Genomic DNA, 25,196 nt, shown 5'->3' on the forward strand with positions numbered 1-25,196 from the left:
CACCTAGATTCCGTAGCGCCGGTTGAAGAAGAGCATGATGTCGAGCGCCATCCGCGTGTCTCCCCCGAGCATGTCCACGAGGGCCGGACGCTGGCGGGAGGCGATGGCGGCGAAGGCGTCGGCGAAGAACTCCTTGCGGCCCAGCCCGCCTCCCTGGCGGTGGAAGGTGGAGGCCAGCAGCGGCAGTGCCGCGTCATAGAGGCGGACGAACTCCGGCGAGTCGGAGACCCAGTCGCCGTGGGGCGAGTCGATGTCGTCGATGGCGTGGCCGACCTCGTGCATCATCACGTCGGGGGTGGGCGAGGGGCGGTCGCCCACGACGATCTTGCGGTCGCCGTACGCGCCGGCGCAGATGTCCCACGTGGCGCGGCCCGACGGGAGCGGGGCGCCGCGTAAGTAGCCCATGTCGTCGAGGTCGGGGACGCCGCCGCGGCCGACGTAAATGCCCTCCAGGCCGGCCGCGAGCTTCTCCTTGAGGCGGTCGGGGAGCCTGGCGAGGCTCTCCACGGCGCGTACGAGGTCGGCGGAGGGCGGCCCCAGCCTCGCGTCCCACTGGCGGTGCAGGATGCTCTCCAGCTTGCCGCAGTGGCGCAGGCCGTCGCCCATGGACGGCGCGCCGGGCCGGTTGGGCTGGGCCCTGGGCTGATCGTCGAGCTCGAAGTCGTACCAGGTGTAGCGGGGGCGCTCGACCACGGCGGCGGGCAGCCGCTCGCGGCGTTCGCGTAACGCGAACCCGTCCCAGACGGACTCCGGCGTGCGGCCCTCCGGCCCTCCGGGCCACGCCATCCGCTCAGGCTGCCTGCTGGGCGCGTCGGAGCCCGCCCCGCGGCCCTTGCGCGGCTTGGCCTCCGCGCGGGCCTCCTGGGGCTTCTCACGGGTGTTGGACCAGAAGGAGCGCTCGGCGTCGGGCGGCGCCTCTCCCCTGCGCGAGAAGAGGTATGACCCGCGCCGCCACCAACGACCGCGCCGGTGCCGGCCCTTGTCGTTAATGAAGGCCATCGCACCTCTCAACGCCCGTGAAGTCCGGCGAGACCGCCGCATCGGCTTCCACGGTACGACGCCGATCTTCCGCTAGTCATCCGAAATGGGGACAACGGGAAGCACGATCACGTCGCGGATGGCTTACAGTTCGGGAATGGCAGGTGTACTGATCGGCCTGGCGCTGCTGGCCTTCTGGCTCTTCTCGCTGTTCGACGTGGTCACCACACCGGAGGATGAGGTCCGGAACGTACCAAAAGCACTGTGGATCCTGATCGTGGTCCTGATCCCGCTCCTCGGTGGCCTGGTCTGGATGGCCCGCGGCCGGCCGCGGGCCCCGCGCGCCGCGCACCCCGTGCCCCCGGGTCCGGGCGTGCCGAAGGGGCCGGACGACGACCCCGACTTCCTGCGCGACCTCGACCGCCGCATGCGCGGCGACGACTCCTGAGCCGATCAGACGTCGGCGTAGCTGTGCAGGCCGCTGATGAAGATGTTGACGCCGACCAGGTTGAACAGCAGGCAGGCGAACGCCACGAGCTGCACGATCGTCGCGGCCCTGCCCCGCCATCCGGCCGTCACCTTCGCGTGCAGGTAGGCGGCGTAGGCCACCCAGGTGATGAACGACCAGACCTCCTTGGGGTCCCAGCCCCAGTAGCGGCCCCACGCCCGGTCCGCCCAGAGCGCGCCCGCGATCACCGCGAACGTCCACACCGGGAACGCGAGCACGATCGCCCGGTGCGCCACCCGCTCCAGGTCGGCGCGGGACGGCAGGCGGGACACCCCGTCACCGCGCACCAGGTAGAGGATGCCTGAGACGCCGGCCATCGTGAAGAGTCCGCTCGCGATGATCGCGGCGGTGACGTGGATGGCGATCCAGTACGAGTTCAGCGCGGGCACCACGGGCCCCGCGGCCGTGTAGAAGACCTTGACCGCCAGGCCGAGGCCGAGGGCGGCCGCGACCATCACGAAGGCGCCGAGGAAGCGCACGTTGTAGCGGAGCTGGCTGCCGAGGAACGCCGTCACGGCGGCGAAGCAGATCGCCACCACGAACTCGTACATGTTGCCCCACGGCCACCGGTCCACGGCCAGGCCGCGGGTGGCGATGGCGGTGAGGTGGGCCGCCCAGCCCACCCAGGCGAGCACGAGAGCCACCATCCCGGCCCTGGCGGCCCCTGGACCCTTGACGGCGGGCGCTGCCGCTTCTGCGGCGCCTTCGCCGGGAAGCGTCCCGACCGTGCCGCCGGCGCCGGCGCCGACCGCCACGGCCTGCTTGGCTTCAGCCCGCTCGGCGGCGGCCGACTTGTCGGCGACGCCCTTCCCGAAGGCGAGCTCGATCGCGAAGGCGACCATGGCGAAGACGTAGAGGAGGACGGCGGCGACGACGAAAAGGTCGCTCAGCCCGGCGAGTTGCTCAGCGGACATCCTTTTCTCCTGCTGCTAGAACCTTGACGATGTCGGCGAACTCCTCGGCGAAGCCCGCCGCGGAGCCCTCTGTGCGGGTCAGGCCGCCCACCTCGACCACGCCCTTGCCGGTCCGTACGAACACCCGGCGGCGGCGGATCTGCAACGACAGCGCGATGCCGAGGATCGCCGCGCCGGCGGCAATCAGCGCGGGCACCCGGCCGGGGTCGTAGGCGGTCTGGATCGTGATCCAGTGCTTGACCCCGGTGAACTCCAGCTTGCCCGCGCCCTTCGGCAGGTCGATCGACTGCCCGACCGCCAGCGGCTTGGGCACGTTCTTGCCCATGACCAGCGGGGTGAGCTTCTTCAGGACCTCGGGCGGCGCCAGCTCGTAGACCGACTGCGGGCGGCCGGAGCGCAGGCCGAGGTCACCGGTGAAGGCCCCGATGAGCTGCACCTCGGGATTGAGGTCGCCGGGGAAGGCTGAGGCGTACGAGCCGTTGGTCAGCGGCACGCTGGTGGGCAGGAACTGGAGCAGGAACCCCAGCTGCGACGGCTGCGCGTCGGGCACCTTGACCACGCACCCCGAGGTCATGGTGGCCTTGGACTCGATCAGGCACGGCACGGGCCCCTCGAAGGCCACCTGCCCCTTGCCGTCGGTGACCTTGAAGACGGGGGCGTAGCCGTTGCCGATCAGGTAGGTCTGCGTGCCGTCGATCTCCAGCGGGTCGTTGACCTTGAGGGCGTAGTCGCGGGTGGGCGAGCCCGGCGTGTCGTTGACCTTCAGGTGGGCGGTGTAGTCGAGCGCCTGGCCCTTCTTGTCGCCCGTGACCTGGTAGGAGACCTTGAAGTCGGTGAGCTGGAAGGAGAACGGCTGCAGCGACTCGGCCGAGACCTGGCTGCCGGGGATGAACCGGTCGTAGGCGGCCACCGTGTTGGCGAACCCGTCGCCCTCCACGACCAGCACGTTGCCGCGGTAGCCGTACAGGGAGCCGAAGCCGACCGCGAGCAGGATGCCCAGCAGGGCGACGTGGAAGAGCAGGTTGCCGGTCTCGCGCAGGTAGCCCTTCTCGGCGGAGACCCAGCCGTCGCCCGTCACGACGCGGAAGCGCAGCCTGCGCAGCCGCCGCGCGGCCTCCTCGACGTCCAGGTCGGCCTCGAAGGAGGCGGACTGGGGCAGGCGCGACAGGAGCCTGGGCGCGTCCGGCGGCCTGCGGCGCAGCTCGCGCGCGTATGTCGCGGCGCGCGGGACGACGCAGCCGATCAGCGAGGTGAACAGCAGCAGGTAGATCGCCGCGAACCAGACCGAGGTGAACACCTCGAAGAGCTGGAACCTGTCGTACCACTCGGCCAGCGTGGGGCTCTGCTGATAGAGCCGGGCCACCTTGTCGGGGTCGACACCGCGCTGCGGGACGAGCGAGCCGGGCACCGCGGCGAGCGCGAGCAGGAACAGCAGGATCAGCGCCGTCTTCATCGAGGTGAGCGTGCGCCAGCACCACCTCAGCCAGGCGACCGGCCCGAACCCGGCCTGCTTGGGCGCCTGCTCCTTCTGCAGCTCCTGGACGCTCATCAGATCACCGGCTCGAAGGTGCCGATCAGACCCTGCATGGCAGCGATCATCTGTCCCCACAGCCCCGTCACGAGGAGCACTCCGACGGCCACCATCATGCCGCCGCCGATCCTGGTGATCAGGCGCGAGTGCTTGCGGATGGCCCGGAACGTGCGCAGGGCCTTGCTGTACGCGAGCGCCGCGCCCACGAACGGCAGCCCGAGGCCCAGGGCGTACGCGACGGCCAGGAGGGCGCCCCGCGCGGCGCTGCCCTCGTTGAGCCCGAGCGCCAGCACGACGGCGAGCGTGGGCCCGATGCACGGCGTCCACCCCAGCCCGAACACCACCCCGAGCAGCGGCGCGCCCGCCAGGCCCGCGGAGGGCACCCGGTGGATGCGCACGTCACGCATCAGCCCGGGGATGACGCCCAGGAACGCCAGCCCCAGCAGGATGGTCAGCACGCCGAGCACCCGCGTGATGAGCTCGGCGTGGCCCAGCATGACCGAGCCGAGGCCGCCGAACAGCGCCCCGCTGAGCACGAACACCAGCCCGAACCCGCTCACGAACAGCACCGTGCCCAGCACCAGCCGCCCCCGCCCGGCGTCGGTGCTCATGCCGGTCACGTACGACAGGTAGCCCGGCACCAGCGGCAGCACGCACGGCGACAGGAACGACACCACCCCGGCCAGCACCGCGATCGGCACGGCGAGCAGCAGCGAGCCCGAGGCGATGACGTCACTCATCGCGCACCTTGGTCACGGTGTTGAGCAGGTCGGTGTATTTGACCGCGCCGAGCGCCCTGGCGGCGACCCTGCCCTGCTTGTCGATGATCAGCGTGGACGGGATGGCCGCGGGCGGCACCGTGCCCTGGAAGGCCAGCGCCACCTTGCCCGGCTGGTCGAAGATGTGCGGGTAGCCGGTCTTCTCGGTGCGCTCGAACGCCAGCGCGTCGGCCTGGCGGTCCTTGAAGTCGACGCCGATGAACTGCACGCCGCTGCTCTTGGTCTGGGCCGCGACCTCCTTGAGCACCGGCGCCTCCGCGCGGCACGGGCCGCACCACGACGCCCAGAAGTTGAGCACCACGACCTTGCCCTTGTGCGCGGCGAGCGAGGCGGTGGCCCCGTCGAGGGTCGGCCCCTGGACGGCCGGGGCCGGCTTGCGCTCGCTCGCGCCGAACACCTGCATCTTCCCGTCGCCCGCGACGAACCGGGTGTCGCCCGCCTGCGGCTGGCCGCCCTGGTTGCCGGCGCAGCCCGCGACCAGCAGGCCCAGGAGAATGAGGAAGATGGACTTGGCGCGCACGGAGGAAGATCTCCTTGTACTACAACCGGTAGAGCTTGCAACTCTACCGGTGAGGCCGCGCGCTCCCGACATCAGGCCCCAGGGACGGACGGGCCCGTCTCGAGCGATCCCGCGGGCTCGCTGTAGCCGACGCTGACCAGGCGGTCGCCGTCGAAGGTGAACGTGGTGATGCTGGCCAGCGCGCACTGCCTGCGCCGCGGGTCGTGCCAGAGCCTGCGCCCCTCGGCGGCCGACCTGATCGTCCAGATGGGGAGCTGGTGGCTGACGAGCACCGCCTCGTGCCCGCGTGCCTCGGCCCTGGCGTCGTCGATCATCGACTTCATGCGCCGGACGATGGACGGGTACGGCTCGCCCCAGGACGGGCGGAGCGGATTCCAGAAATAGCGGTAGTTGCGCGGGTTTCGCAGGATCGCCAGGCCCTGGCCGACCGGGCGGCCCTGAAGCATGTTGCCCGCCTCGATCAGGCGCTCGTCCTGGACGATGCCGAGGCCGAGCTTGTCGGCGAGCGGGGCCGCGGTCTCCAGGGCGCGCTCCAGGGGCGAGCTGTAGAGGGCGACGATGTCACGGCCGCCCACGGCCTTGGCGACCGTCTCGGCCATGAGCCGGCCCGTCTCGGACAGGTGGTAGCCGGGCAGCCGGCCGTACAGGACGCCTGCGGGGTTGTGCACCTCTCCGTGGCGCAGCAGGTGGACGACGGTGGTTTCAGCCATGGTGGGCACAGCCTATCCGCTCGGCCTCACCAACCGGCTGGGGCCCCGCGGGCTCCTCAGCTGACGGCCCAGGAGTTCTCCTGGGTCCTGCTCGACTCGGCCAGCGCCTCCACCATGGCCCTGATCGCGGGGCGGCGGGCGGCGTCCGTACGCCACACCGCGTAGATGCGGCGCGTCTGGCGCGGCCTGGTCGGCACGAGACGCACGCCGCTCGGCACGCAGTCCCGGCCGAGGCGCGGCACGATCGCGCAGCCCAGCCCGCCGCCCACCAGCGCGAGCTGGGTGGGGTACTCGTCGGCCATGCACGCGATCACGGGCTCCACCGAGGCGTTGCGCAGCGTGAAGACCAGCCAGTCGTAGCAGACGGTGCCGGGGGTCCCGCTGATCCACCGCTCGCCGCGCAACTGCTCCAGCTCCAGCTCCTTGCTCTCCGCCAGCGGGTGGCCGGCGGGCACCGCGATGTCCGCCACGTCGTCGAGCAGCGTGGCCCTGGACAGTCCGTCGGACAGGGCCATGGGCCGGTTGAGCCAGTCCTGGATCACGCCGAGGTCGAGCTCGCCCCTGGCCACCTCGCGTACCACCCGCTCGGGCTCGCGCTCGTTGAGCTGGATCCACAGGTCGGGATGGCGGTCCCTGAGCAAGGTGAGAGCGGTGGGCATGAGGCCGCGTACGGCGGTGGGGAACGCGCCGATGTTCAGGCGGCCGACGACCTCGCCGCGCAGCGCCTCGAAGTCCGCCTCGGCGGTCTCGACCAGGGCGAGGATGCGTTCGGCGTGCTCGGCGAGTAGACCGGCCGCGTCCGTCAGCCGCACGCCGCGGCCGTTGCGCTCCATGAGCCTGGCCCCGGTCTCGCGCTCCAGCTTGGCGATCTGCTGGGAGACCGCCGACGGGGTGACCATGAGGGCGTCGGCCGCCGCTCCGACCGACCCATAGACGTGAACTGCGTGAAGGGCCTTGAGCCGGTTCAAGTCCAACATGTAAGCCAGCCTAAACGGTTTAGCGTAGAAAGTCTCGCTTGTCCTTCAATCTGTAGCGTCTGAAAATAGATGCATGAGAATCCTTAAGACGAAGAAGCAGCAGTCCGGCTCCGTGTCGTACCTCAAGGTGCTCGCCGAGCAGGCCCGCGAGCAGCGCATCCGTTACCAGAAGCCCGCTCGCTGAGCCGCTGAACCCCGCTACGCGCTAGCCGCCGCCCCTTCGCGTCAGAGAACGGCGGCGGCCGCCTTCGCGGCAGCCGGAAGCGCGTCGGCGACGCGGCTGAGCGCCTCGTCGTCGTGGGCGGACGACAGGAACCAGGCCTCGTACGCCGAAGGCGGCAGGTAGACGCCCTGGTCCAGCATGGCGTGGAAGAAGGCGGTGAACGCGGCCGTGTTCTGCGCCTTGGCCTCGCCGAAGTTCGTCACCTCGGCGTCCGTGAAGAAGATCGAGAACAGGTTGCCCGCCCGCTGCAGCCGGTGCGGCACCCCCGCCGCCGAGAGCGCCTCGGATGCGGCATCGCCGACGGCAAGCGCGGCGGCGTCCACGCGCTCATAGGCCTGCGCGTCAAGCGCACGCAGCGTGGCCAGCCCGGCGGCGCAGGCCAGCGGATTACCGGAGAGCGTCCCCGCCTGGTAGACCGGCCCTTCGGGCGCGAGCTGCGCCATCACGTCGGCCCGTCCGCCGAAGGCCGCGGCGGGCAGGCCGCCGCCCATGACCTTCCCGAACGTCATCAGGTCGGCCGCCACCGGGTCCAGGCCGTACCAGCCCGCGGACGAGACGCGGAAGCCCGTCAGCACCTCGTCGAGGATGAGCAGCGCGCCGTTGGCCGTGCAGAGCTCGCGCAGCCGCGCGTTGAACCCGTCACGCGGCGGGACGATCCCCATGTTGGCGGGGCAGGCCTCGGTGATCACGCACGCGACCTCGGCCTCCGCGAACGCCGCCTCGACGGCCTCGATGGAGTTGTACGGCAGCACGATCGTGTCCGCCGCCGACGCCCCCGTCACCCCCGGCGTGTCGGGCAGCCCGAACGTCGCTACCCCGGACCCGGCCGAGGCCAGCAGCGCGTCCACGTGCCCGTGGTAGCAGCCCGCGAACTTGATCACCTTGGACCGCCCGGTGAACCCCCTGGCCAGCCGGACGGCGCTCATCGTCGCCTCGGTGCCCGAGCTGACCAGCCGCACCTTCTCGACCGGCGCCACCCTGGCGACGATCTCCTCCGCCAGCTCCACCTCGCCCGGCGTGGCGGTGCCGTAGGAGAACCCGTCGGCGAGCGCCCCCGACACGGCCTCGACGACCGCGGGGTGGCGATGCCCGAGGATCATGGGCCCCCAGGAGCACACCAGGTCGACGTACCGGTTGCCGTCCGCGTCGGTGATGTAGGGCCCCTGGCCGGAGACCATGAAGCGCGGCGTCCCGCCGACCGCGCCGAACGCGCGCACCGGAGAGTTGACGCCTCCGGGCACGATCTGGCGGGCGCGGGCGAACAGGTCCTCGGAGTTCTGTGTACGGCTCACCCGACCCAGGTTAGCTTCGCCCCCACCTGCCCCCACCACACGGGCATCCCTCCCCCGCGGCACGACCCCCCAGAGGCACGGCACCTCCCCGGAGGCACAGCACCCTGCCGAGCGCGGCACCTCCCCATCACGGGGGCGCCATCACGGGGGCGCCATCACGGGGGCGCCATCACGGGGGCGCCATCACGGGGGCACCATCACGGGGGCACCATCACGGCAGACGCGCCGTTACGCAGGCCCTGTGACGGCAGGCGCCGTTACCAGCGCTCGCATACCGCACGACCCCCCGAACTCCCTTAAGGCGCCGCAACGGCGAGACGGGGTCCGCCAAGAAAGACGGGCGCCGTCAGTCGGCCAGCCACTCCAGGATGCGCAGCGGGTCGGGCAGAGGCCGGCCGTTCGGCGGCCGGAGCCAGGAGACGGGCTGCCCGGTGGGCAGGGTCGAGGGCGGCGCGAGGACGTAGCTGTCGCGGCAGTGCCACCGCAGCCCGGGCGTCTCCTCGATCGTTCCCGGGTCGCAGTCGAGGTGGCACGACCACCACTCGTCCTCGTCCTCGGGATTGCCGCGGGTGGCCACGTAAAACAAGACCCGGTCGCCGTTGGCGGCGACCGGGCCGGGGTCCGCTCCGGCGTTGTCGATCCGGGTGAGGGCCGACAGGCCGAGGGCGAGCGGTACGTCGAAGACGTCGAACACACGTCCGGTGGGCAGGATCACGTTGGCCTCGGGCTCGGCCCGCCACCAGCGCGTCAGCTGGGCGGTGTCCGTCGTGGCCTGCATGTGCCAGGCGGGCGAGAGCGGATGGGCGCCAGGGTCGGGACAGCCGAGGCGGTCACAGGAGCAGGCGCGCGGTCCGTGGCGCAGCGGGTAGGCGCCCGGCACGACGGGCCAGCCCATGGCGGCGTATTCGAGCACGGCGCCGATGCGTGTCGGCCGCGCCCGTTTTCTGGTACGCCGAGCCAGTGGTACCCCCACCATGGTGTCTCCCGTCGAGTCCAGCGCCTGAGGAGTTCCCGGCTCCGGGGCAGCAGTACGCACCACGCGGGACACACCAGCACTTGTTATCGCACTCTAACGCACACGCCTCACGAGTCGACGGGAAACCCCAAGGTTAGAGACGTCGTGCCACTTCCGTTGCCCAGTACGTGAGGATCAGATCGGCACCGGCGCGCTTGATCGCGACCAGCGATTCCATGATCGTCCGATCCCGGTCGATCCAGCCGTTGGCCGCGGCCGCCTCGACCATGGCGTACTCACCGCTCACCTGGTACGCCGCCACCGGCACGTCCACCTCGTCACGGACGCGCGTGATGATGTCGAGGTAGGCCAGCGCGGGCTTGACCATGACGGCGTCGGCGCCCTCGGCGAGGTCGAGCCGGACCTCGCGCAGCGCCTCGTTCAGCGGCCCCGCCGGGTCCTGCTGGTGGGTGCTGCGGTCGCCGAACTGCGGCGCGCACTCGGCGGCGTCGCGGAAGGGCCCGAAGAAGGCGGACGCGTACTTCACCGAATAGGACAAAATCGGGATATTTCCGTAGCCGGCCCCGTCCAGAGCCGCCCGGATCGCCCCGACCTGGCCGTCCATCATCCCGCTCGGCGCCACCATCTGCGACCCGGCGGCCGCCTGGGCCACCGCGATCGAGGCGTACCGCTCCAGCGTGGCGTCGTTGTCCACGTCGCCGGACGGCGTGAGGATCCCGCAGTGCCCGTGGTCGGTGAACTCGTCGAGGCACGTGTCGGCCATGACCACGGTCGCGTCGCCGACCTCGGCGTTCACGTCACGGAGCGCCACCTGCAGGATCCCGTCGGGATCGTCGGCGGCCGAGCCCCTGGCGTCCTTCACCGCGGGGATGCCGAACAGGATGAGACCGCCCACGCCCGCCTCCGCCGCCTCGCGGGCGGCCTTGCGCAGCGAGTCGCGGGTGTGCTGGAGCACGCCCGGCATCGAGGCCACGGGCTGCGGCTCGGTGATGCCTTCCTTGATGAACAGGGGCAGGATCAGGTCGGCGGCGTGCAGCCTGGTGCCCGCCACCATCCGTCGCAGGGCGGGGCTGCGCCGCAGCCGCCGCGGCCGCGCGATGGGGAATTCGGCGCTCATTTGCCTCTCCTTCTGGCGCCTCTGCGGTTCTGTGAGGGCTTGCGCGGGGTGTCGCCCGCGGCCAGGGCCGCCTGCCGCTGCTTGGCTCCGTACTCGGCCACCGCGGCCGCCAGCGCGGACGCCGAGGGCTTGTCGGCCATCACGTCCACGCGGAGCCCGAACTCCTCGGCCGTCTTGGCCGTCTGCGGCCCGATGACCGCGATCACCGTGACGTTGTGCGGCTTGCCGGCGATGCCCACCAGGTTGCGCACGGTGGAGGAGGAGGTGAAGAGCACGGCGTCGAAGCCGCCGCCCTTGATCGCCTCGCGGATGGGGGCGGGCGGCGGCGCGGCCCGCACGGTGCGGTACGCGGTGACGTCGTCGCACTCCCAGCCCAGCTCGGTGAGCCCGGCCACCAGCGTGTCCGTGGAGATGTCGGCCCGCGGCAGCAGCACGCGGTTGATCGGGTCGAGCATCGAGTCGTACGGCGGCCACTCGGCCACCAGCCCCTCGGAGGACTGCTCCCCCGACGGCAGCAGGTCGGGCTTGACCCCGAACTCCACCAGGGCCCGCGCGGTCGCGTCGCCCACGGCCGCCACCTTGAGCCCGGCGAAGGCCCGCGCGTCGAGCCCGTACTCCTCGAACTTCTCGCGCACGGCCTTGACCGCGTTGGCGCTGGTGAAGGCCACCCACTCGTAGCGGCCCGTGACGAGCCCCTTGATGGCGCGGTCCATCTGCTGCGGCGTGCGGGGCGGCTCGACTGAGATGGTCGGCACCTCCTCCGGCACCGCGCCGTACGCGACGAGCTGCTCGGACAGGCTCTGCGACTGCTCCTTGGTACGGGGCACCAGCACCCGCCACCCGAACAGCGGCTTGGTCTCGAACCACGACAGCTTGTCGCGCAGCCCCACGGCCTCGCCGACGACGATGAGCGCCGGCTCGGTGAACCCGGCGTGCTTGAGGTCGGCCTGCAGCCGGCCGAGCGAGGACACCACGGTGTACTGCTCGGTGGTGGTGCCGCCGCTGCTGACCGCGACGGGCGTGCTGTCGGGCTTGCCGCCCGCGATGAGGGCCTTGCCGATGGCCACGGCGTCGGAGAGGCCGTTGTAGATCACTAGCGTGCCCCGGCAGCCGGCGTGGACGGCCCAGTCCTGCTCCTGCGCGGCGTCCACGATGCGGAACTCGGGCACGGAGGTCGCCGGAGGGATGCCCGCGTACGTGAGCACGGCGGTCGCGGGCGGCACGCCGGGCACGATCTCGAAGTCCACCTCCGCCGCGGCGCAGGCCGCGACCTCCTCGGTGATCGAGGAGAACAGCATGGGGTCGCCCTCGCACAGGCGCACCACGAGCTGCCCGCGCTTGGCGCGCTTCACCAGCCCGTCCTTGACGGCGTCGTCCTCGATGACCTCGACGCCTGCACGGCAGTGGCGCAGCAGCGGGCGGTGCGTTTCGTCGCCGAGCACCACGGCGTCGGCCTTGGAGAGCAGCTCGGCGGCACGAAGGGTGAGCAGGTTGGGATCGCCGGGTCCCGCGCCCACGAACGCGACGAAACCGGAGGTTGGACTATCGGAGCTCAATGGGATTGCTCCCCCATCAATCTGTCGGCCCCTTCGGCGATCATCTCGGCCGCGAGGTGGCGGCCCAGGCTGACAGCCTCCGAAGGAGAGCCGGCGGCGGACTTGCGGACCGCCTCGCGGCCGTCGATGGAGACGACCACGGCGGTCAGGTTCAGAGTGTGCCCGTCATCGACCGCGAAAGCACCCACCGGAGCGGAGCAACCGGCCTCGAGAGCCGACAGCACGGCTCGCTCGGCGGTGACCGCGGAGCGCGTGCGCGGGTCGTCGAGCACGCTCAGGAACTCGATGAGATCGGTCCGGTCGGACCGACACTCCACGGCCAGCGCCCCCTGACCGGGAGCAGGCAGCAGCTCCTCCACCTCGAAGATCTGTGCGATGTCGGCCTCGCGGCCGATCCTGGTCAGGCCGGCCGAGGCCAGCACGACCGCGTCGAGCTCACCTGAGGTTACCTTGCCGATACGGGTGTCGGCGTTGCCGCGGATCGGGACGTACTCCAGGTCGGGGCGTAGCGCGCTGAGCATGGCGACCCTGCGCGGCGAGCCGGTGCCCACCCTGGCCCCCGGCGCGAGGTCGGCGAACTTGTGCGGGCCGACCAGCGCGTCGCGGTGGTCGTGACGGGCGGGGATGGCGGCCAGCGTGAACCGGGGGTCCTGCGTGGTCGGCAGGTCCTTCAGCGAGTGGACGGCGAAGTCGACCTCGCCCTCGGCGAGCTTGTCGCGCAGCGCGGTGACGAACACGCCCGTGCCGCCGAGCTGCGCGAGGTGGGCCTTGGTGACGTCGCCGAACGTCGTGATGCCGACCAGCTCGACCGCGCGGCCGGTCAGGCGGGTGTAGGCGTCGGCCACCATCTGCGACTGCGTGGTCGCCATCAGACTGCGGCGCGTTCCCAGCCGCAGTGCCCCGGACGTCACAGCTCCACCTCCCTCACGGCCTCGGGCATCTTGGGATCGAGATTGAACAGCTCACGCAGGGCTTCCGCATAATGATCGCCTCCTGGGGAGGCGGCCAGCTGCTTGACACGCACAGTGGGCTCGTGGAGCAGTTTGTCAACGATCCGCTGCACGGTCATCGCGACCTCGTCCCTGGCCCGCTCGTCGAGGCTCGGCACGCGCATGAGCAGGCGCCCGAGCTCGGACTCGACCACGCTCGCCGCCTTGCTGCGCAGCGCCACCACGGTCGGGGTGACCTTGGCGGCCCGCTCGGCGTCGAGGTACGCGCGCAGCTCCTCGGCGACGAGCCCGCGTACGGAGGCCACCGAGTCGCCCTCGCGGGACCCGATGCCGGACTCCTTGATCGTCTCCAGGTCCACCAGCGTGACGCCCGGCACGGCGCGCACCGCCGGGTCGATGTCGTGGGGCAGCGCCAGGTCCAGGAGGAACGTGGGCCCGTCCAGCATGTCAGGGGTGACGATGTGGCGGCCGGCGCCGGTGCAGGTGATGACGATGTCGGCGCCGGGGAGCTCGTCGGCCATCGCGGAGAAGGGCACGGCCCTGCCGCCGACGGACTCGGCGAGCCGGGCGCCGCGCTCGAACGTACGGTTGGCCACCACGATGTCGGTGACCCCGGCGCGCGCCAGCGTGACGGCGGCCAGCGAGCTCATGGAGCCCGCCCCGACCACCAGCGCCCGCCGGCCGGGCAGGTCGCCCGCCAGGGCCAGGCCGGCGGAGACGAGGGAGGGGCCGGCCTTGTCGATGCCGGTCTCGTGGTGCGCCCGCTTGCCGATCCGCAGCGCCTGCTGGACCAGCTCGTTGAGGGTGGTGCCGACGGTGCCGTGGCGCTGCGCCAGCTTGAGCGCCTGGCGGACCTGGCCGAGGATCTGGCCCTCGCCCACGACCATGGCGTCGAGCCCGCACACCATGGAGAACAGGTGCTCGACGGCCCGCTCCTCGTAGTGCACGTAAAGGTGCGGCGTCAGCTCCTCGACCGGGACGCCCGAGTGGACGCCCAGTAGGCCGGTGACGGCGGTGACCGCGGCGTGAAAGCGGTCGACCGTGACGTAGACCTCGACCCTGTTGCAGGTCGAGACCACCATGGCCTCCGCGACGCAGGAATCCTGCTGCACGTCGTGGAGGAGCTTGACGAGCGCGTCGCCCGACACCGAGACGCGCTCCAGCAGGGCCACCGGAGCGGTCCGGTGGCTGAGTCCGACAGCCAGAACACTCATTGACTGTCCATCGCCATGAGTGGCCCCCCAGCCTTGCGTTGCTCGTGGAACGCGAGAATCTGCAGTTCTATAGATAGGTCGACCTTACGGACATCGACGCTTTCCGGCACAGAAAGTACAACCGGGGCGAAGTTCAGGATGCTGGTCACGCCCACGGAGATCACGCGATCACATACTTCCTGCGCCGCTGCCGCCGGTGTCGCCAGAACCACGATCGAGACTCCGCGCCGCTTGATGACGGCTTCAAGTTCGTCGATGTGTTCAACATTCAACCCCGCGATGGTGTCGCCCACGACTTCGGGGTCGGCGTCCACAAGCGCTGCCACCCGGAAGCCTCGGGAGACGAAACCGCCGTAGTTGGCCAGCGCGCGGCCGAGGTTACCGACTCCGACGATCGCGACCGCCCAGTCCTGTGTCAGGCCCAGCTCACGGGAGATCTGGTACACGAGGTACTCGACGTCATAGCCTACGCCCCGAGTGCCGTAAGAGCCCAGGTGTGAGAGGTCTTTGCGCAATTTGGCGGAATTGACCCCCGCCGCCACGGCGAGATCCTCGGAGCTGACGGTCGCGATGCCCCGCTCGGCCATCCCGTGCAGCGCCCGGAGGTACAACGGAAGCCTGGCGACCGTCGCCTCGGGGATGCCGCGGTCACGGGATTGGGACGGGCTCTTCACGGGCCGGAGCTCCAGGGGACGGGCGGCGTGGGGGCCGCGTGAACGGAATCGAACCGTCTTTCAGGTTAATCCCTTTGTGAACCGATGCACAAAGTCATAGGGGTCCCGTGGACCTGTGCAGGGGTACCTTGTGCGGTATGCATCGCATCACCTTGCTCGGCAAGCCCGGCTGTCACCTGTGTGAGGACGCGCGTGAGGTCATCGCCAGGGTGGCGGGCGAGCTCGGCGTGCCCTGGGAGGAGGTCAGCATCGAGTCCTCCGAGGAGCTCCAGGAGAAGTACTGGGAGATGATCCCGGTCACGCTGATCGACGGGGTGCAGCACGACTTCTGGCGGGTGGACGAGGCCCGGCTGAGGGAGGCCCTCAGTACATAGCCGTCGGCAGCGGCACCACCTTGGCGGCGTTGACGTTCAGCTCGATGACGTTGGTGGCCAGCACCATCGACTGCCGCTCGTTGACGAACCTCTCGACGTGCGGCTGGCGCTGGTGGTCGCGGTAGGCGACCTCGTCGCGGTAGAGCTCGTAGACGATGCGCTGCAGGGGGGCCGACTTGACGGAATGGCAGGCGTACACGAGGGTGTCGGGCTCGCCGCGGCGCACGGCCTCGACGGTCGCCTCGGCCAGCCGGTCGAACGCCTCCCCGGCGCCGTCCATGATCGTGAAGACGGTGAGCAGGCCGTAGATGTTCGGCGACGGCTTGCCGGAGCCCGGCTGCTGCTGCGCGGGCGAGAACATCTCGGCGCCCGGATAGACCGCCCCGGTCGCCGGCATGGCGTAGTCGGGGCGCTGGGGGGCCGGCGCCGGTCCGGCGGGCGCGCCGCCGTTCATGATGTAGCCGGTCGCGGGGCCCGATTCGGGCGGCGGCGTCATGCGCGCGGCGTAGTCGACCTCCTTGTCGCCCGCGCGATACTCGGCCACCAGGTCGCCGAGCCCGGTCGCCCTGCGCGGCGGCGAGGGAGGCAGCCCAGGAGCACCCTGGCCTCCAGGGCCGCCTGGCACCGGCTCGGCCATGCCCATGTGGCTTGGCTGGGGCTGCGCGGGCCGCTCCTCGCGGTGCTGCGCACGCTCCTCGCGGCGCTGAGAGCGATCGTCACGGCGCGAGGGCCTCTGGGTGTGGTCGGAGTCGAAGTCGTCCTCGTCGTCGTCCTCGTACGGCGCCAGGGGCCGCAGCACGGTGTACCAGACGGCCGCGGCGGCGACGACGAGCAGCACGGTGGTGAAGAGCGGGGCCACCGCGAACCTCATCGCGCCCACGAGCGCCAGCCCCGAGGGGACGATGACCGCGACCGCGTGCAGGTTGTCGGTGTCGTACTCGTCGCCGTGGCGCCACTTGAGCCCGGCCACCACGAGCATGGCCAGCATGATCAGCCCGGCGATGGCGTGCACGCCGATCAGCAGGTAGCTCGGGAAGATCCCCCAGAAGCTCGAGCCCGCGGGCAGCACCTTGCCCGCCAGCTCGGCCTTGAGCGGGTCGAAGATCATGATCGTGCCGGAGACGACGGTCAGCGCGATGCCGAACAGCCACGCCAGGAATCTCGGCGGCACCTGCTCCACCAGCAGCTGGATCAGCCCGACCGCCAGCCAGAGCGGCACCAGCATCGACCCGGTCACCTGGTAGAGGCGGAACGTCACCTCGCCGAACCCGAAGATGTAGCCGACGCCGATCACGCCCAGTGAAACGCAGAGCGACGCGACTGCAACGGTCCAGGCGATCAACCACCCCTCGGACTCGTCGCGAAGCCGTTGGATCAGGGCGCCGGCGGCGACCGCGGCCATGAGCGCACCGGCGAAAGCTATGACAGCAACGAGGATCTCCATGGTGACTCCAATGCTGCCGGACTATGCCTCCAAGCCGGTAGCCGATGAGGGAAGGGGCCGGATGACACCGTATCCGGCGATTACGGCTAGTCATGCCAGCACGCTGTGGATTGTGGAATTTCCGGTTGATTTCTAGAGTGTTCGAGCACGCCGCACCCCTTACCCGTAGGGATACCGGATGCCTGACTCGTCACCGTTCGCCGGGCTGCTTGCGCCAGCGGTCGCTGCGCCTGCCCGGACGGGCGAGCCCGCCGTGCGCGAAGAAGTGCCCGACGACGACATCCGTACGCTGGTGCTGGATGCCAAGAGCGGATGCACGGATTCCTTTGGCACGCTCTACGACCGGTACGTGGACCTCGTCTATCGCTACATCTACTTCCGGGTGGGGTCGCACCAATTAGCCGAGGACCTCACCAGCGAGACCTTTCTGCGCGCGTTACGCAGGATCAGCGACTTCACCTGGCAGGGGCGCGATTTCGGCGCCTGGCTCGTGACCATCGCGAGAAACCTGGTCGCCGACCACTTCAAGTCGGGGCGCTACCGGCTGGAGATCCCGACGGGCGAGATCATCGACGTCCCGCTCGACGGCTCGCACATTCCGGAGAACGCCGTGGTCAACGCCATCATCAACGACCGTGTGCTGCGTGCCGTACGAGATCTCAATCCCGAACAGCAGGAATGCGTGGTCCTGCGCTTCCTGCACGGACTCTCGCTCGCGGAAACCGCGCTGATCATGGGGAAGAAGAGTGGAGCGATCAAAGCGCTGCAGTTCCGCGCCGTTCGGGCACTGGCCAGGGCTCTCAAGCACGACCTGGCGTAACCTCCTCCATTCGCACCTCGTTAGGCAGATGTCACTACCGGATCCGTCAGGGAGCTGTCATGGGTAGGGCGCGCATTCGGCGGGAGCGCGTGCTCGAGCACCTCACGGAGCTGCGCGGCCTGCCTCTCGGCGGCGCCCCCGAGCCCGCCTTCCGCGAGCGCCTGCGGGCGCGGCTGCTCTCCGGCGAGCTCCCGGCGGAGGAGCCGGAGGCGGCCGGGCAGCCGCGTCGCCGCGCGGCCCGCCGCCGGCCGCTGCTGTCGCAGCTGGCCACGGTGGGGCTGGCGGCGGCCATGATGGTCTCCGCGTTCGCCACGTACCAGTCGGTGCCGGGAGACTCCCTCTACCCGCTCAAGCGCGCCGCGGAGACCACGCTCGTACGCCTCAGCAGCGACGACGCCGAACGCGGCGAGCGCGAGCTCGACTCCGCCAAGACCCGGGCCAGGGAGGTCGCCACCCTGCTCGGCTCGTCCGAGGGCGGCCCGCTGGTCGGCAAGACGCTGAAGGACATGGAGGCGTCCACGCGCTCGGGCATCAGCCGCCTCGAGCGGGCGGAGCCGCGCTCGTCCAAGATCAAGAATTTCGCGCGGGACCAGAAGAAGGTGGTCGGGCCCATGCTCAAGCAGCTCGACGACTCTCAGCTGGCCCAAGCTGAGGGATACCTTGACTACATCGACGGTCTGGCCGCCCCGCACTAGGAAAGTAAGCTGAGGCCCATGTGGCGGCTATTTCGACGACACCAGGTGGAGCCAGAGGCCGCCGGCGAGGCCGCGGCTCGGGCGGCGGTCACGGTCCCCCCTGCCGAGCCGGACCTCCAGGCGGCGGCCTTCTTCGACGTCGACAACACGATGATGCGCGGAGCCTCGATCTACCACTTCGCCCGCGGGCTGGCCACCCGTGGCATGTTCACGACGTCCGACCTGCTGAAGTTCGCCGTCGGGCAGGCCGTCTTCCGGCTGCGCGGCAACGAGAACCCCGAGCACATCGCGGTGGCCAGGGAGACGGCGCTGGCGTTCGTCGCGGGGGCCAAGGTCGATGACGTCGTACGCCTCGGCGAGGAGATCTACGACGAGGTCATGTCCGACCGCATCTGGGGCGGCACCAGGGCGCTCGCCCAGAGCCACCTGGACACCGGCCAGCGCGTCTGGCTCGTGACCGCCACGCCCGTGGAGCTGGCCCGGGTCATCGCGCAGCGGCTCGGCCTGACCGGCGCGCTCGGGACGGTCGCGGAGACCAGCGACGGGGTCTACACGGGGCGCCTGGTGGGCGATCTGCTGCACGGGCCGGCCAAGGCCGAGGCGGTGCGCGCGCTGGCCCGCCGCGAGGGCCTCGACCTGACCCGCTGCACGGCCTACAGCGACTCGGCCAACGACCTGCCCATGCTCTCGCTGGTGGGGCAGGCCGTGGCCATCAATCCCGACAGCGAGCTGCGGGAGCACGCCAGGAAGCATGACTGGCCGATCAAGGACTTCCGCACCGGCCGCAAGGCCACCCTCACGGCCCTGCCCATCGCCGCCGGAGTGGGGGCGGTCGCGGGGGGCGTCGCGGCCGGCATCGCCCTGCGCCGCCACTATCGCGGCCAGTCGTGACCCCGGTCGTCAGCGGAGCTGCTTGAACAGCTGCTCGGCCTCCCGCTGCTTCCACTGCAGCCGGTTCGGGTCCTGCGGGTCCGGCTTCCACGGCACCGTCACCAAGGAGAGCTTGGTCCGGGAGAGCTGGGTAGCCAGCTCGTACATGGACTCCAGGCTCAAGTCGGTCTTGACGGACTTGCGCATCGCGCCCAGGAAGGACTTGAGCCGGTCGGGTGAGGAGAGCCCCGATCGGGCCTTCTTGAACATCGCCATCACGAGCCCCTGCTGCCGCTTGATCCGCTGAACGTCGGACCTGTCGCCGTACTGCCGCAGCCGCACGTACCCGAGCGCGGCCTCCCCGTTCAGCATGCTCTTCCCCGCGGGCAGCTTGAGTTTGGACTTCATGTCGTCCACCGCCCTGGGAAGCGTGACCTCCACGCCCCCGAGCGCGTCGACCATGCCCTTGAAGCCGGCGAAGTCGACCTCTACCGAGTGCTGGATCCGCAGCCCGGTCAGGGACTCCAAGGTTCGCTTGAGGCAGTCGGCCCCGTCGGTGTTGTACGCCGAATTGATCATGCCGTGTCTGGCGGGCGACGAGCCGCACGCCGGGATCTCGACCATGGAGTCGCGCGGGACGCTGACCGCCGTGGCCTGCCCGCGGTCGGCGGGGATGTGGACGATCATGATGGTGTCGGAGCGCTGGCCCAAGCCCTGCCTGGCCAGCATGGGCCCGTACTTGGCGTTCCCCTCCCCCTCCCTGGTGTCGGAGCCGATCACCAGGATGTTCCGCGCGCCGCTCATGTCCACGACCTGCGACCCGGCGGGCGGCGCGGCCGTGTGGCGGTCGGCGATCAGGACGGTGGGCACGGCGACGGCGGCGGCCGTGGCGGCGGCCACGAGCCCGGCCGTCCACCAGCCCGTCCAGCGGCCCGTCCAGCGGCCCGTCGAGAGGCGCTGCGGGCGGGCGTGCAGCAGGCGCTCGCGCTGGCGAACGAGCGTCGCGGGCGGCTCGTGCCCCAGCTCCCCTCCGAGGTCCCGGAGCAGCTTCAGGTCGTCCATCGTCACTCCTCCTCCATGGGATTGGTGTCGCCGAGCGCGGCCCGCACCTTCCGCCTGCCCCTGTTGAGGCGGGAGCGCACGGTTCCGACGGGGATGCCGAGCGCCCGCCCGGCCTCCTCGTACGTGAGATCGCCCCAGGCGATCAGCAGCAGCACGTCACGGTCCTTGGCGGGCAGCGCCGCGAGGGCCCCGGCCAGCTCCGCGCGGACGGCCTGCGCGGTGACGCCGGCCGCCACCCGGTCGGCGGGCGACTCGACGTCGGAGTCCACAGGGGCGCGCAGGAGGGCGCGGTAGCGCGCGGCCTCCTTGCGGTGGTGCCGGGAGATGAGCTTGGTGAGAATGCCGAAGAGCCACGGCCGGGCGTCCGGGTAAGCCAGGTCGTAGCTCTTCCTGCGCGAGAACGCGATCAGGAACGTCTCCCCGACGAGGTCCTCGGCGGGCTCAGGGCCGAGGCGTTTGGAGACGTACCTGTAGAGCATGGCGGAGTAGCGGTCGAAGAGCTCGGCGAACGCCTCGGGTTCTGTCCACGAGGCGCTCACGAGCTCAGAGTCCGCACCCCTGATGGCGGGTTGCGTGATCATCTCCGCCCTTCTGTGGGTGATCGGTCACGGATGTCTTGCCGCAACCCGCCAGGAGGGTTCACGCGGGAGACATCAGAGCTCCTTGAGCTGGCCTCCGTCGATCACGAACTCGGCGCCGGTCGTGCTGCCCGAGCGGGGCGACACGAGCAGCGCGACCGCATCGGCGATCTCCTGCGGGTAGATGAGCCGCCCGGTGGCGAGCTTCATCATGGCGGGGGCGACCTCGGAGATCACGCTCTCCTTGTCGGAGCCCACCAGGCCCGCGAAGACCTCGGCCGCGCCGCCCTCCTTGGTCCACCAGTCGGTGAGCACCGCGCCGGGCGTGACCGTGTTGACCCTGACGCCCTGGGGGCCGTACTCCTCGGAGACGGCCTTGCCGACGTGGCTCAGTGCCACCTTCGCGGCGGCGTAGTCGACGTTCATGGCGCCGGGCTGCCTGCCCATGGTGGAGGAGATGTTGACGATCGAGCCGCCGCCCCGCTCGACCATGAGGGGCACGGCGGCGCGGATCATGCGTACGGCCGAGAACAGGTTGAACTCGAACATCGCGCGCCAGTCGTCGTCGCTCGGGGTCATGAAGCCCACCCGCGGCAGCGTCGCCCCGGGCGGCGGGCCGCCGGCGTTGTTGACCAGGATGTCGACCCCGCCGAACTCCTCCACGGCCCGTGCCACGACCCGCGCGGGCGCCTCGGGGTCCATCAGGTCGGCGGCCACGTGCACGACCTTGTCGGGCCATTCGTCCGTACGGGTCCGCGAGACGGCCACGACGTGCGCGCCCTCCTCGGCCAGGGTGCGTGCGACAGCCAGGCCGATGCCCTTGGACGCGCCGGTGACGACGGCGACGCGGCCGGAGAGTTGGAGATTCATGGGGGTTCCTTTCAGTGGTCAGCAGAGCGAATCGCCCCTTTGAACACCGAAAGGCCCGTGCCGGTTTCACAGCAGCGGCGGAAAAGCGTGCCCTCTTCGCAGCCGCAGCTCGTTCAGCATCTGCTGGATGACCTCGCGTACGTGGTCGGTGAGGTTGAACACCAGCATGGGGTCGTCGGCCGCCGACGGCTCGTACTCGTCGGTGCGGATCGGCTCGCCGAACTCGATCATCCACTTGGACGGCAGCGGCACCAGCCCGAGCGGCCCCAGCAGCGGGAAGAACGGCGTGATCGGCAGGTAGGGCAGCCCGAGCAGCCTGGCCAGGGACTTCAGATCGCCGATCTTGGGATAGATCTCCTCGGCCCCCACGATCGCGGTGGGCACGATCGGCACCCCGGCGCGGATGGCCGAGGCCACGAAGCCGCCGCGGCCGAACCGCTGCAGCTTGTAGCGCTCGGAGAACGGCTTGCCCACGCCCTTGAACCCCTCGGGGAAGACCCCGACCAGCTCGCCCTTGCGCATCAGCCGGTCGGCGTCCTCGGGGCAGGCCAGCGTGTGGCCGGTCTTGCGGGCCAGGTGGCTGAGCACCGGGAGCTGGTAGACCAGGTCCGCGCCGAGCAGCCGCAGCGGCCTGCCGGCCTCGTCGTGCATGGCCACCTGCAGCATCAGCGCGTCGAGCGGCAGCGTGCCGGAGTGGTTGGCGACGACCAGCGCCCCGCTCTCGTCGGGCACGTTCTTCAGCCCGACCGTCTCCACCCTGAACCATTCGTTGTAGAGCGGCCTGATCAGCTCGAGGATCACCTTGTCGGTCAGCTCGGCGTCGTAGCCGAACTCGTCGACCTCGTAGTCGCCCTCGACGCGCCGGCGCAGGAAGGCCAGCATCCTGGCCACGCGATCCGGCTTCTCGAACGACGGCGCCGCGCTGATCGGGATCACGCGGGCGCCCTCATGCGCAACGCTCAACTGCGCACACCTCCGAACGGATGGAGGCCGCGCGAGCGCAGGAAGTCGTCGAACGCCGCCCCGGTCGTGAACTTGGGCTTCCAGCCGAGCTCCGCCTCCAGCGCGGAGGTGTCGACCGCGCGGCCATGGCACAGCAGCCTGACCTGCTCGGGCGAGTATTCGACCAGCCCCATCCTGCGTGCGGTGTCGCCCAGCGCCTTGAAAGCGGGCGAGAACAGCGGCAAGGAGAACCGCCCCGCCCGCCTGGCGCACTGCGACAGCAGCAACACGCCTGCCCCGGCCACGTTGAACGTGCCGGGGTGGTCTTCGGTCGCCATCCGGCGCAGCACCTCGACCGCGTCGTCCTCGTGGACGAACTGCAGCCGCGGGTCGAAGCCGAACACGGTCGGCAGCACCGGCTGGGTGAAGTAACGCGTCAACGGCGAGTCGACGCCGGGCCCCATGAAGTTGGCGAAGCGCAGCATCGACACCGTCACGTCGGGCCGCCGCCGCGCGAAGCCCCGTACGTAGCCCTCAACCTCGGCCGCGTCCTTGGCGTAGCCGTGGCTGGGGCCGTCGGGCGGCTCCAGGTCCTCGGTGAACACCGCGGGGTCGCGGGGCGACGAGCCGTAGACGGCGGTGGTGGAGCGCACCACCACGCGCCGCACGGTCGCCGACCGCTGGCAGGCACCGAGCAACTGCATGGTGCCGATGACGTTGTGCTCTTTCATGGCGGCCCTGCCACTGCTCCTCGACGGAGCACTGACCAGGCTCATGTGCACAACGGTGTCGATGTCCGCAGCCGCGATCACCTGAGCGATGTCAGGGCTGCGCAGATCCACCCGGACGAACTCAGTCCGGCCGAGAGAGATGCCGCCGTCCCGCGTCAGCGAGGGGGGCGGCACGGTGTCAACTCCTATGACGCGGCTGATGTCCGGGTCGGAAGCCAGAACGCTCGCCACCCGGGCGCCTATGTGGCGCGAGACCCCGGTGACAAGCACGGTGTGGGTCATCAGCGCCTCGCAGCTGCGTAAGTTACTTCTTGTTACGCCGCTGGATGCGCGTCTTCTTCAACAGCTTGCGGTGCTTCTTCTTAGCCATCCGCTTGCGGCGCTTCTTGATCACAGAGCCCACGGGACCCCCAGGTGCTGGTAGCAAGTCTTCACGGAGTGCGAGCGCACACCGGCTCACAGACTACCGGCGATGGGCGGTAGATCGCCCCACCGGGGGGTGAGAGCCCGGTCGCGTCTTACGACGGCCGGGCCTCGCCCGCGACAGCATTCACGACATGACGGGTCACGTCGCTACTTCAACCTGCCTCGATGTAGGCCTCCCGCAGATAGTCGTGTACCGCCTGCTCAGGCACTCTGAACGACCGGCCGACACGGATGGCCGGCAACTCGCCAGAGTGGACGAGCCGGTACACCGTCATCTTGGACACCCTCATGACCGTCGCGACTTCCGCCACGGTCAGGAACTTCACCTCACTGAGAGGTCTTTCGCCTGCACCCATCGGACGCCTCTTCCGCACGTGGTTTCCGGGTTATCCCCACTGGTGCCATTGCTCACGCACGTGTACTGCCGTCAGCGTAAATCGGGACTCCGGGTGCGCAAACCCCCTAGTTTCTCAGTCGCCGGAGCCACCTGTCAGCGGAACCAGCGAAATCGCTGGCCAGCAGCCGGGCCGAGCACCTCACTTGGATGTTGGAACTGTCCAAGTTGCCACACATAAGAGTCGCCGGAGCGCCATCAAAAGTTGGCAAAGGGACAGCGAGCCTCTTGGAATGCGGGCGCGAAAAGACCGTATCGGGAGGGCCGAATTCGACTCAAAGGGCTCGTGAGACCTGAGTGACGAGCCGCTCTGTCAGCGGAGCGTAAAAGCGTGGTAGCACATTGTCATCAAGCGGCACGACCACGTCAATCTTGCCCTCCGCCTCGCCGAGGAAGAGACCGGGGTCGTTGCAGTCGGCGAACGCCACCGTGTGCGCACCCGCCTCCCCCGCCGCTCCCGCCCAGCCGTGGTCGGCGATCACGAGGTCGGGAAGCTCCCCGCCGAGCTCCTCGATCATGCGGCGCATGGGGACGGCGTCGTGGGTGTGCACGAACGCGCCCCTGTCGTCGAGCATGGCGACGTCCTGCAGGTAACGGATCTTGCGCCGGCGTCCGAAATTGGATCCGGAGTAGGTCCATCCCTCGGCGGGCGTGAGCAGCTCGGCCCCGCGCTCGGCGCACAGGCGCGCCAGCGGCAGGTGCACGGCGAGCAGCCCGGTCGGGTGGCCGGTGGCGAACAGGACGCGCGGGTGCTCCCGCGACAGCACGGCGGCGATGGCCTCGGCCATGTCGTCGAGCGCGTCGATCGTCAGGTCGGGGTCGATGGTGTCCTGGCCCCAGCGGTGGTCCGGATCGGAGACCACCCCCGCGGACTTGGCCATGAGCGCCAGGATGTCGCGGTACGACCACGGCTGGTCGAAGGTCAGGCCCAGCTTGTAGTACGGGTCGCCGTTGGCGAGCGAGCTGTAGTGGTCGAGGTTGTTCTCGCGGGGAGTCGCGACGTCGCCGGCTATCCGCGTGTGGACAAGATGCTCTCTAAGTTGGTCGCGGCTCAGCACAGCTTCTTCCTCG

Annotated in this window: 28 protein-coding genes; 5 read left to right on the forward strand and 23 right to left on the reverse strand. The window is 70.3% G+C overall.

The genetic code is table 11. The features are described 5' to 3' along the window. Positions 1 to 3: 3 nt before the first annotated feature. A complete protein-coding gene (locus AB0H84_RS02940) occupies positions 4 to 999 on the reverse strand; it encodes a hypothetical protein (protein ID WP_357597182.1) in 996 nt (331 codons plus the stop codon). Between the two features lie 136 nt (positions 1,000 to 1,135). Between AB0H84_RS02940 and AB0H84_RS02945 the strand changes: the two genes are divergently transcribed. Then, complete coding sequence (locus tag AB0H84_RS02945; RefSeq protein ID WP_357597185.1) at positions 1,136 to 1,426, forward strand: PLD nuclease N-terminal domain-containing protein; 291 nt, start codon at positions 1,136 to 1,138, stop codon at positions 1,424 to 1,426. Positions 1,427 to 1,431: 5 nt separating this feature from the next. Here the strand turns inward: AB0H84_RS02945 and ccsB are convergent, their stop codons facing one another. The 13 genes from ccsB to AB0H84_RS03010 form a co-directional block, all read right to left on the reverse strand. Further along, positions 1,432 to 2,400 carry a c-type cytochrome biogenesis protein CcsB gene (gene ccsB, locus AB0H84_RS02950; RefSeq protein ID WP_357597187.1) on the reverse strand — a complete coding sequence of 323 codons (969 nt, stop codon included), beginning with the start codon at positions 2,398 to 2,400 and terminating at the stop codon, positions 1,432 to 1,434. Further along, positions 2,390 to 3,949 (reverse strand): cytochrome c biogenesis protein ResB, encoded by a 1,560-nt coding sequence (locus tag AB0H84_RS02955; RefSeq protein WP_357597189.1) that lies wholly within the window; start codon positions 3,947 to 3,949, stop codon positions 2,390 to 2,392. Before AB0H84_RS02955 ends, ccsB begins: the two co-directional genes overlap by 11 nt. After that, a complete protein-coding gene (locus tag AB0H84_RS02960; RefSeq protein ID WP_357597192.1) occupies positions 3,949 to 4,671 on the reverse strand; it encodes a cytochrome c biogenesis protein CcdA in 723 nt (240 codons plus the stop codon). Before AB0H84_RS02960 ends, AB0H84_RS02955 begins: the two co-directional genes overlap by 1 nt. Then, positions 4,664 to 5,230 carry a TlpA disulfide reductase family protein gene (locus tag AB0H84_RS02965; protein ID WP_357597195.1) on the reverse strand — a complete coding sequence of 189 codons (567 nt, stop codon included), beginning with the start codon at positions 5,228 to 5,230 and terminating at the stop codon, positions 4,664 to 4,666. Before AB0H84_RS02965 ends, AB0H84_RS02960 begins: the two co-directional genes overlap by 8 nt. Positions 5,231 to 5,301: 71 nt before the next feature. After that, entirely contained in the window at positions 5,302 to 5,940 is a 639-nt protein-coding gene (locus AB0H84_RS02970) for a histidine phosphatase family protein (RefSeq protein ID WP_357597198.1), read from the reverse strand. Between the two features lie 56 nt (positions 5,941 to 5,996). Beyond that, positions 5,997 to 6,917 (reverse strand): LysR family transcriptional regulator, encoded by a 921-nt coding sequence (locus tag AB0H84_RS02975; protein ID WP_357597200.1) that lies wholly within the window; start codon positions 6,915 to 6,917, stop codon positions 5,997 to 5,999. A 225-nt stretch (positions 6,918 to 7,142) separates the two neighbouring features. Further along, on the reverse strand, positions 7,143 to 8,432 hold the full coding sequence (gene hemL, locus AB0H84_RS02980; protein WP_357597203.1) for a glutamate-1-semialdehyde 2,1-aminomutase: 1,290 nt from the start codon (positions 8,430 to 8,432) through the stop codon (positions 7,143 to 7,145). Between the two features lie 346 nt (positions 8,433 to 8,778). Then, the gene (locus tag AB0H84_RS02985) at positions 8,779 to 9,408 is read right to left on the reverse strand and encodes a bifunctional DNA primase/polymerase (protein ID WP_357597206.1); all 630 of its coding nucleotides are present in this window, start codon (positions 9,406 to 9,408) and stop codon (positions 8,779 to 8,781) included. A 133-nt stretch (positions 9,409 to 9,541) separates the two neighbouring features. Beyond that, positions 9,542 to 10,525 carry a porphobilinogen synthase gene (hemB, locus tag AB0H84_RS02990; protein ID WP_357597208.1) on the reverse strand — a complete coding sequence of 328 codons (984 nt, stop codon included), beginning with the start codon at positions 10,523 to 10,525 and terminating at the stop codon, positions 9,542 to 9,544. After that, on the reverse strand, positions 10,522 to 12,042 hold the full coding sequence (locus AB0H84_RS02995; protein ID WP_357597211.1) for a bifunctional uroporphyrinogen-III C-methyltransferase/uroporphyrinogen-III synthase: 1,521 nt from the start codon (positions 12,040 to 12,042) through the stop codon (positions 10,522 to 10,524). Before AB0H84_RS02995 ends, hemB begins: the two co-directional genes overlap by 4 nt. A 35-nt stretch (positions 12,043 to 12,077) precedes the next feature. Then, positions 12,078 to 12,950, reverse strand: coding sequence for a hydroxymethylbilane synthase (gene hemC / locus AB0H84_RS03000; protein ID WP_357597906.1), 873 nt, complete (start codon positions 12,948 to 12,950; stop codon positions 12,078 to 12,080). Positions 12,951 to 12,988: 38 nt separating this feature from the next. Further along, positions 12,989 to 14,245, reverse strand: coding sequence for a glutamyl-tRNA reductase (locus AB0H84_RS03005; protein WP_357597213.1), 1,257 nt, complete (start codon positions 14,243 to 14,245; stop codon positions 12,989 to 12,991). Next, positions 14,242 to 14,919, reverse strand: coding sequence for a redox-sensing transcriptional repressor Rex (locus tag AB0H84_RS03010; RefSeq protein WP_357597216.1), 678 nt, complete (start codon positions 14,917 to 14,919; stop codon positions 14,242 to 14,244). Before AB0H84_RS03010 ends, AB0H84_RS03005 begins: the two co-directional genes overlap by 4 nt. Before the next feature lie 137 nt (positions 14,920 to 15,056). Between AB0H84_RS03010 and AB0H84_RS03015 the strand changes: the two genes are divergently transcribed. Then, positions 15,057 to 15,293 carry a glutaredoxin family protein gene (locus AB0H84_RS03015; protein WP_357597219.1) on the forward strand — a complete coding sequence of 79 codons (237 nt, stop codon included), beginning with the start codon at positions 15,057 to 15,059 and terminating at the stop codon, positions 15,291 to 15,293. Here AB0H84_RS03015 and AB0H84_RS03020 read toward each other — a convergent pair. Next, on the reverse strand, positions 15,283 to 16,737 hold the full coding sequence (locus AB0H84_RS03020; protein ID WP_357597222.1) for an antibiotic biosynthesis monooxygenase: 1,455 nt from the start codon (positions 16,735 to 16,737) through the stop codon (positions 15,283 to 15,285). The two genes, AB0H84_RS03015 and AB0H84_RS03020, sit on opposite strands and share 11 nt — an antisense overlap. Positions 16,738 to 16,915: 178 nt before the next feature. On the opposite strand from AB0H84_RS03020, the gene AB0H84_RS03025 reads away from it, so the two are divergent. Genes AB0H84_RS03025 through AB0H84_RS03035 form a run of 3 tightly spaced genes read left to right on the forward strand, consistent with a single transcriptional unit; the run spans position 16,916 to position 19,143 of the window. Next, the gene (locus AB0H84_RS03025; protein ID WP_357597225.1) at positions 16,916 to 17,557 is read left to right on the forward strand and encodes a sigma-70 family RNA polymerase sigma factor; all 642 of its coding nucleotides are present in this window, start codon (positions 16,916 to 16,918) and stop codon (positions 17,555 to 17,557) included. Positions 17,558 to 17,616: 59 nt separating this feature from the next. Next, positions 17,617 to 18,252 (forward strand): DUF5667 domain-containing protein, encoded by a 636-nt coding sequence (locus AB0H84_RS03030; RefSeq protein WP_357597228.1) that lies wholly within the window; start codon positions 17,617 to 17,619, stop codon positions 18,250 to 18,252. Positions 18,253 to 18,270: 18 nt separating this feature from the next. Then, a complete protein-coding gene (locus tag AB0H84_RS03035) occupies positions 18,271 to 19,143 on the forward strand; it encodes an HAD-IB family hydrolase (protein WP_357597231.1) in 873 nt (290 codons plus the stop codon). Between the two features lie 9 nt (positions 19,144 to 19,152). Here the strand turns inward: AB0H84_RS03035 and AB0H84_RS03040 are convergent, their stop codons facing one another. The 8 genes from AB0H84_RS03040 to AB0H84_RS03075 all read right to left on the reverse strand — a co-directional run bounded on the left by AB0H84_RS03040 (position 19,153) and on the right by AB0H84_RS03075 (position 25,183). Then, a complete protein-coding gene (locus AB0H84_RS03040) occupies positions 19,153 to 20,184 on the reverse strand; it encodes an LCP family protein (RefSeq protein ID WP_357597234.1) in 1,032 nt (343 codons plus the stop codon). A 2-nt stretch (positions 20,185 to 20,186) separates the two neighbouring features. Next, positions 20,187 to 20,723 (reverse strand): RNA polymerase sigma factor, encoded by a 537-nt coding sequence (locus tag AB0H84_RS03045; RefSeq protein ID WP_357597237.1) that lies wholly within the window; start codon positions 20,721 to 20,723, stop codon positions 20,187 to 20,189. Between the two features lie 114 nt (positions 20,724 to 20,837). Beyond that, positions 20,838 to 21,632 (reverse strand): oxidoreductase, encoded by a 795-nt coding sequence (locus tag AB0H84_RS03050; protein ID WP_357597240.1) that lies wholly within the window; start codon positions 21,630 to 21,632, stop codon positions 20,838 to 20,840. 66 nt (positions 21,633 to 21,698) lie between these two features. Then, the gene (locus tag AB0H84_RS03055; RefSeq protein WP_357597909.1) at positions 21,699 to 22,514 is read right to left on the reverse strand and encodes a lysophospholipid acyltransferase family protein; all 816 of its coding nucleotides are present in this window, start codon (positions 22,512 to 22,514) and stop codon (positions 21,699 to 21,701) included. Positions 22,515 to 22,591: 77 nt separating this feature from the next. Continuing rightward, the gene (locus tag AB0H84_RS03060; RefSeq protein WP_357597243.1) at positions 22,592 to 23,587 is read right to left on the reverse strand and encodes an NAD-dependent epimerase/dehydratase family protein; all 996 of its coding nucleotides are present in this window, start codon (positions 23,585 to 23,587) and stop codon (positions 22,592 to 22,594) included. A gap of 22 nt (positions 23,588 to 23,609) precedes the next feature. Further along, a complete protein-coding gene (locus tag AB0H84_RS03065; RefSeq protein ID WP_018654693.1) occupies positions 23,610 to 23,708 on the reverse strand; it encodes an AURKAIP1/COX24 domain-containing protein in 99 nt (32 codons plus the stop codon). 175 nt (positions 23,709 to 23,883) lie between these two features. After that, on the reverse strand, positions 23,884 to 24,087 hold the full coding sequence (locus AB0H84_RS03070; protein ID WP_026214222.1) for a helix-turn-helix domain-containing protein: 204 nt from the start codon (positions 24,085 to 24,087) through the stop codon (positions 23,884 to 23,886). A 313-nt stretch (positions 24,088 to 24,400) separates the two neighbouring features. Next, positions 24,401 to 25,183 (reverse strand): phosphatase, encoded by a 783-nt coding sequence (locus AB0H84_RS03075; RefSeq protein WP_357597246.1) that lies wholly within the window; start codon positions 25,181 to 25,183, stop codon positions 24,401 to 24,403. Positions 25,184 to 25,196 lie beyond the last annotated feature (13 nt).

It is taken from the genome of Nonomuraea sp. NPDC050786, assembly GCF_040654115.1.
Taxonomy (GTDB): Bacteria; Actinomycetota; Actinomycetes; order Streptosporangiales; family Streptosporangiaceae; genus Nonomuraea.

Coding starts and splice junctions, on each gene's coding strand:
- AB0H84_RS02940 (WP_357597182.1), bottom strand. CDS start 999: ATGGCCTTCATTAACGACAAGGGCCGGCACCGGCGCGGTCGTTGGTGG.
- AB0H84_RS02945 (WP_357597185.1), top strand. CDS start 1,136: ATGGCAGGTGTACTGATCGGCCTGGCGCTGCTGGCCTTCTGGCTCTTC.
- ccsB (WP_357597187.1), bottom strand. CDS start 2,400: ATGTCCGCTGAGCAACTCGCCGGGCTGAGCGACCTTTTCGTCGTCGCC.
- AB0H84_RS02955 (WP_357597189.1), bottom strand. CDS start 3,949: ATGAGCGTCCAGGAGCTGCAGAAGGAGCAGGCGCCCAAGCAGGCCGGG.
- AB0H84_RS02960 (WP_357597192.1), bottom strand. CDS start 4,671: ATGAGTGACGTCATCGCCTCGGGCTCGCTGCTGCTCGCCGTGCCGATC.
- AB0H84_RS02970 (WP_357597198.1), bottom strand. CDS start 5,940: ATGGCTGAAACCACCGTCGTCCACCTGCTGCGCCACGGAGAGGTGCAC.
- AB0H84_RS02975 (WP_357597200.1), bottom strand. CDS start 6,917: ATGTTGGACTTGAACCGGCTCAAGGCCCTTCACGCAGTTCACGTCTAT.
- AB0H84_RS02985 (WP_357597206.1), bottom strand. CDS start 9,408: ATGGTGGGGGTACCACTGGCTCGGCGTACCAGAAAACGGGCGCGGCCG.
- hemB (WP_357597208.1), bottom strand. CDS start 10,525: ATGAGCGCCGAATTCCCCATCGCGCGGCCGCGGCGGCTGCGGCGCAGC.
- hemC (WP_357597906.1), bottom strand. CDS start 12,950: ATGGCGACCACGCAGTCGCAGATGGTGGCCGACGCCTACACCCGCCTG.
- AB0H84_RS03005 (WP_357597213.1), bottom strand. CDS start 14,245: ATGAGTGTTCTGGCTGTCGGACTCAGCCACCGGACCGCTCCGGTGGCC.
- AB0H84_RS03015 (WP_357597219.1), top strand. CDS start 15,057: ATGCATCGCATCACCTTGCTCGGCAAGCCCGGCTGTCACCTGTGTGAG.
- AB0H84_RS03020 (WP_357597222.1), bottom strand. CDS start 16,737: ATGGAGATCCTCGTTGCTGTCATAGCTTTCGCCGGTGCGCTCATGGCC.
- AB0H84_RS03025 (WP_357597225.1), top strand. CDS start 16,916: ATGCCTGACTCGTCACCGTTCGCCGGGCTGCTTGCGCCAGCGGTCGCT.
- AB0H84_RS03030 (WP_357597228.1), top strand. CDS start 17,617: ATGGGTAGGGCGCGCATTCGGCGGGAGCGCGTGCTCGAGCACCTCACG.
- AB0H84_RS03035 (WP_357597231.1), top strand. CDS start 18,271: ATGTGGCGGCTATTTCGACGACACCAGGTGGAGCCAGAGGCCGCCGGC.
- AB0H84_RS03040 (WP_357597234.1), bottom strand. CDS start 20,184: ATGGACGACCTGAAGCTGCTCCGGGACCTCGGAGGGGAGCTGGGGCAC.
- AB0H84_RS03050 (WP_357597240.1), bottom strand. CDS start 21,632: ATGAATCTCCAACTCTCCGGCCGCGTCGCCGTCGTCACCGGCGCGTCC.
- AB0H84_RS03055 (WP_357597909.1), bottom strand. CDS start 22,514: ATGCTGGCCTTCCTGCGCCGGCGCGTCGAGGGCGACTACGAGGTCGAC.
- AB0H84_RS03060 (WP_357597243.1), bottom strand. CDS start 23,587: ATGACCCACACCGTGCTTGTCACCGGGGTCTCGCGCCACATAGGCGCC.
- AB0H84_RS03070 (WP_026214222.1), bottom strand. CDS start 24,087: ATGGGTGCAGGCGAAAGACCTCTCAGTGAGGTGAAGTTCCTGACCGTG.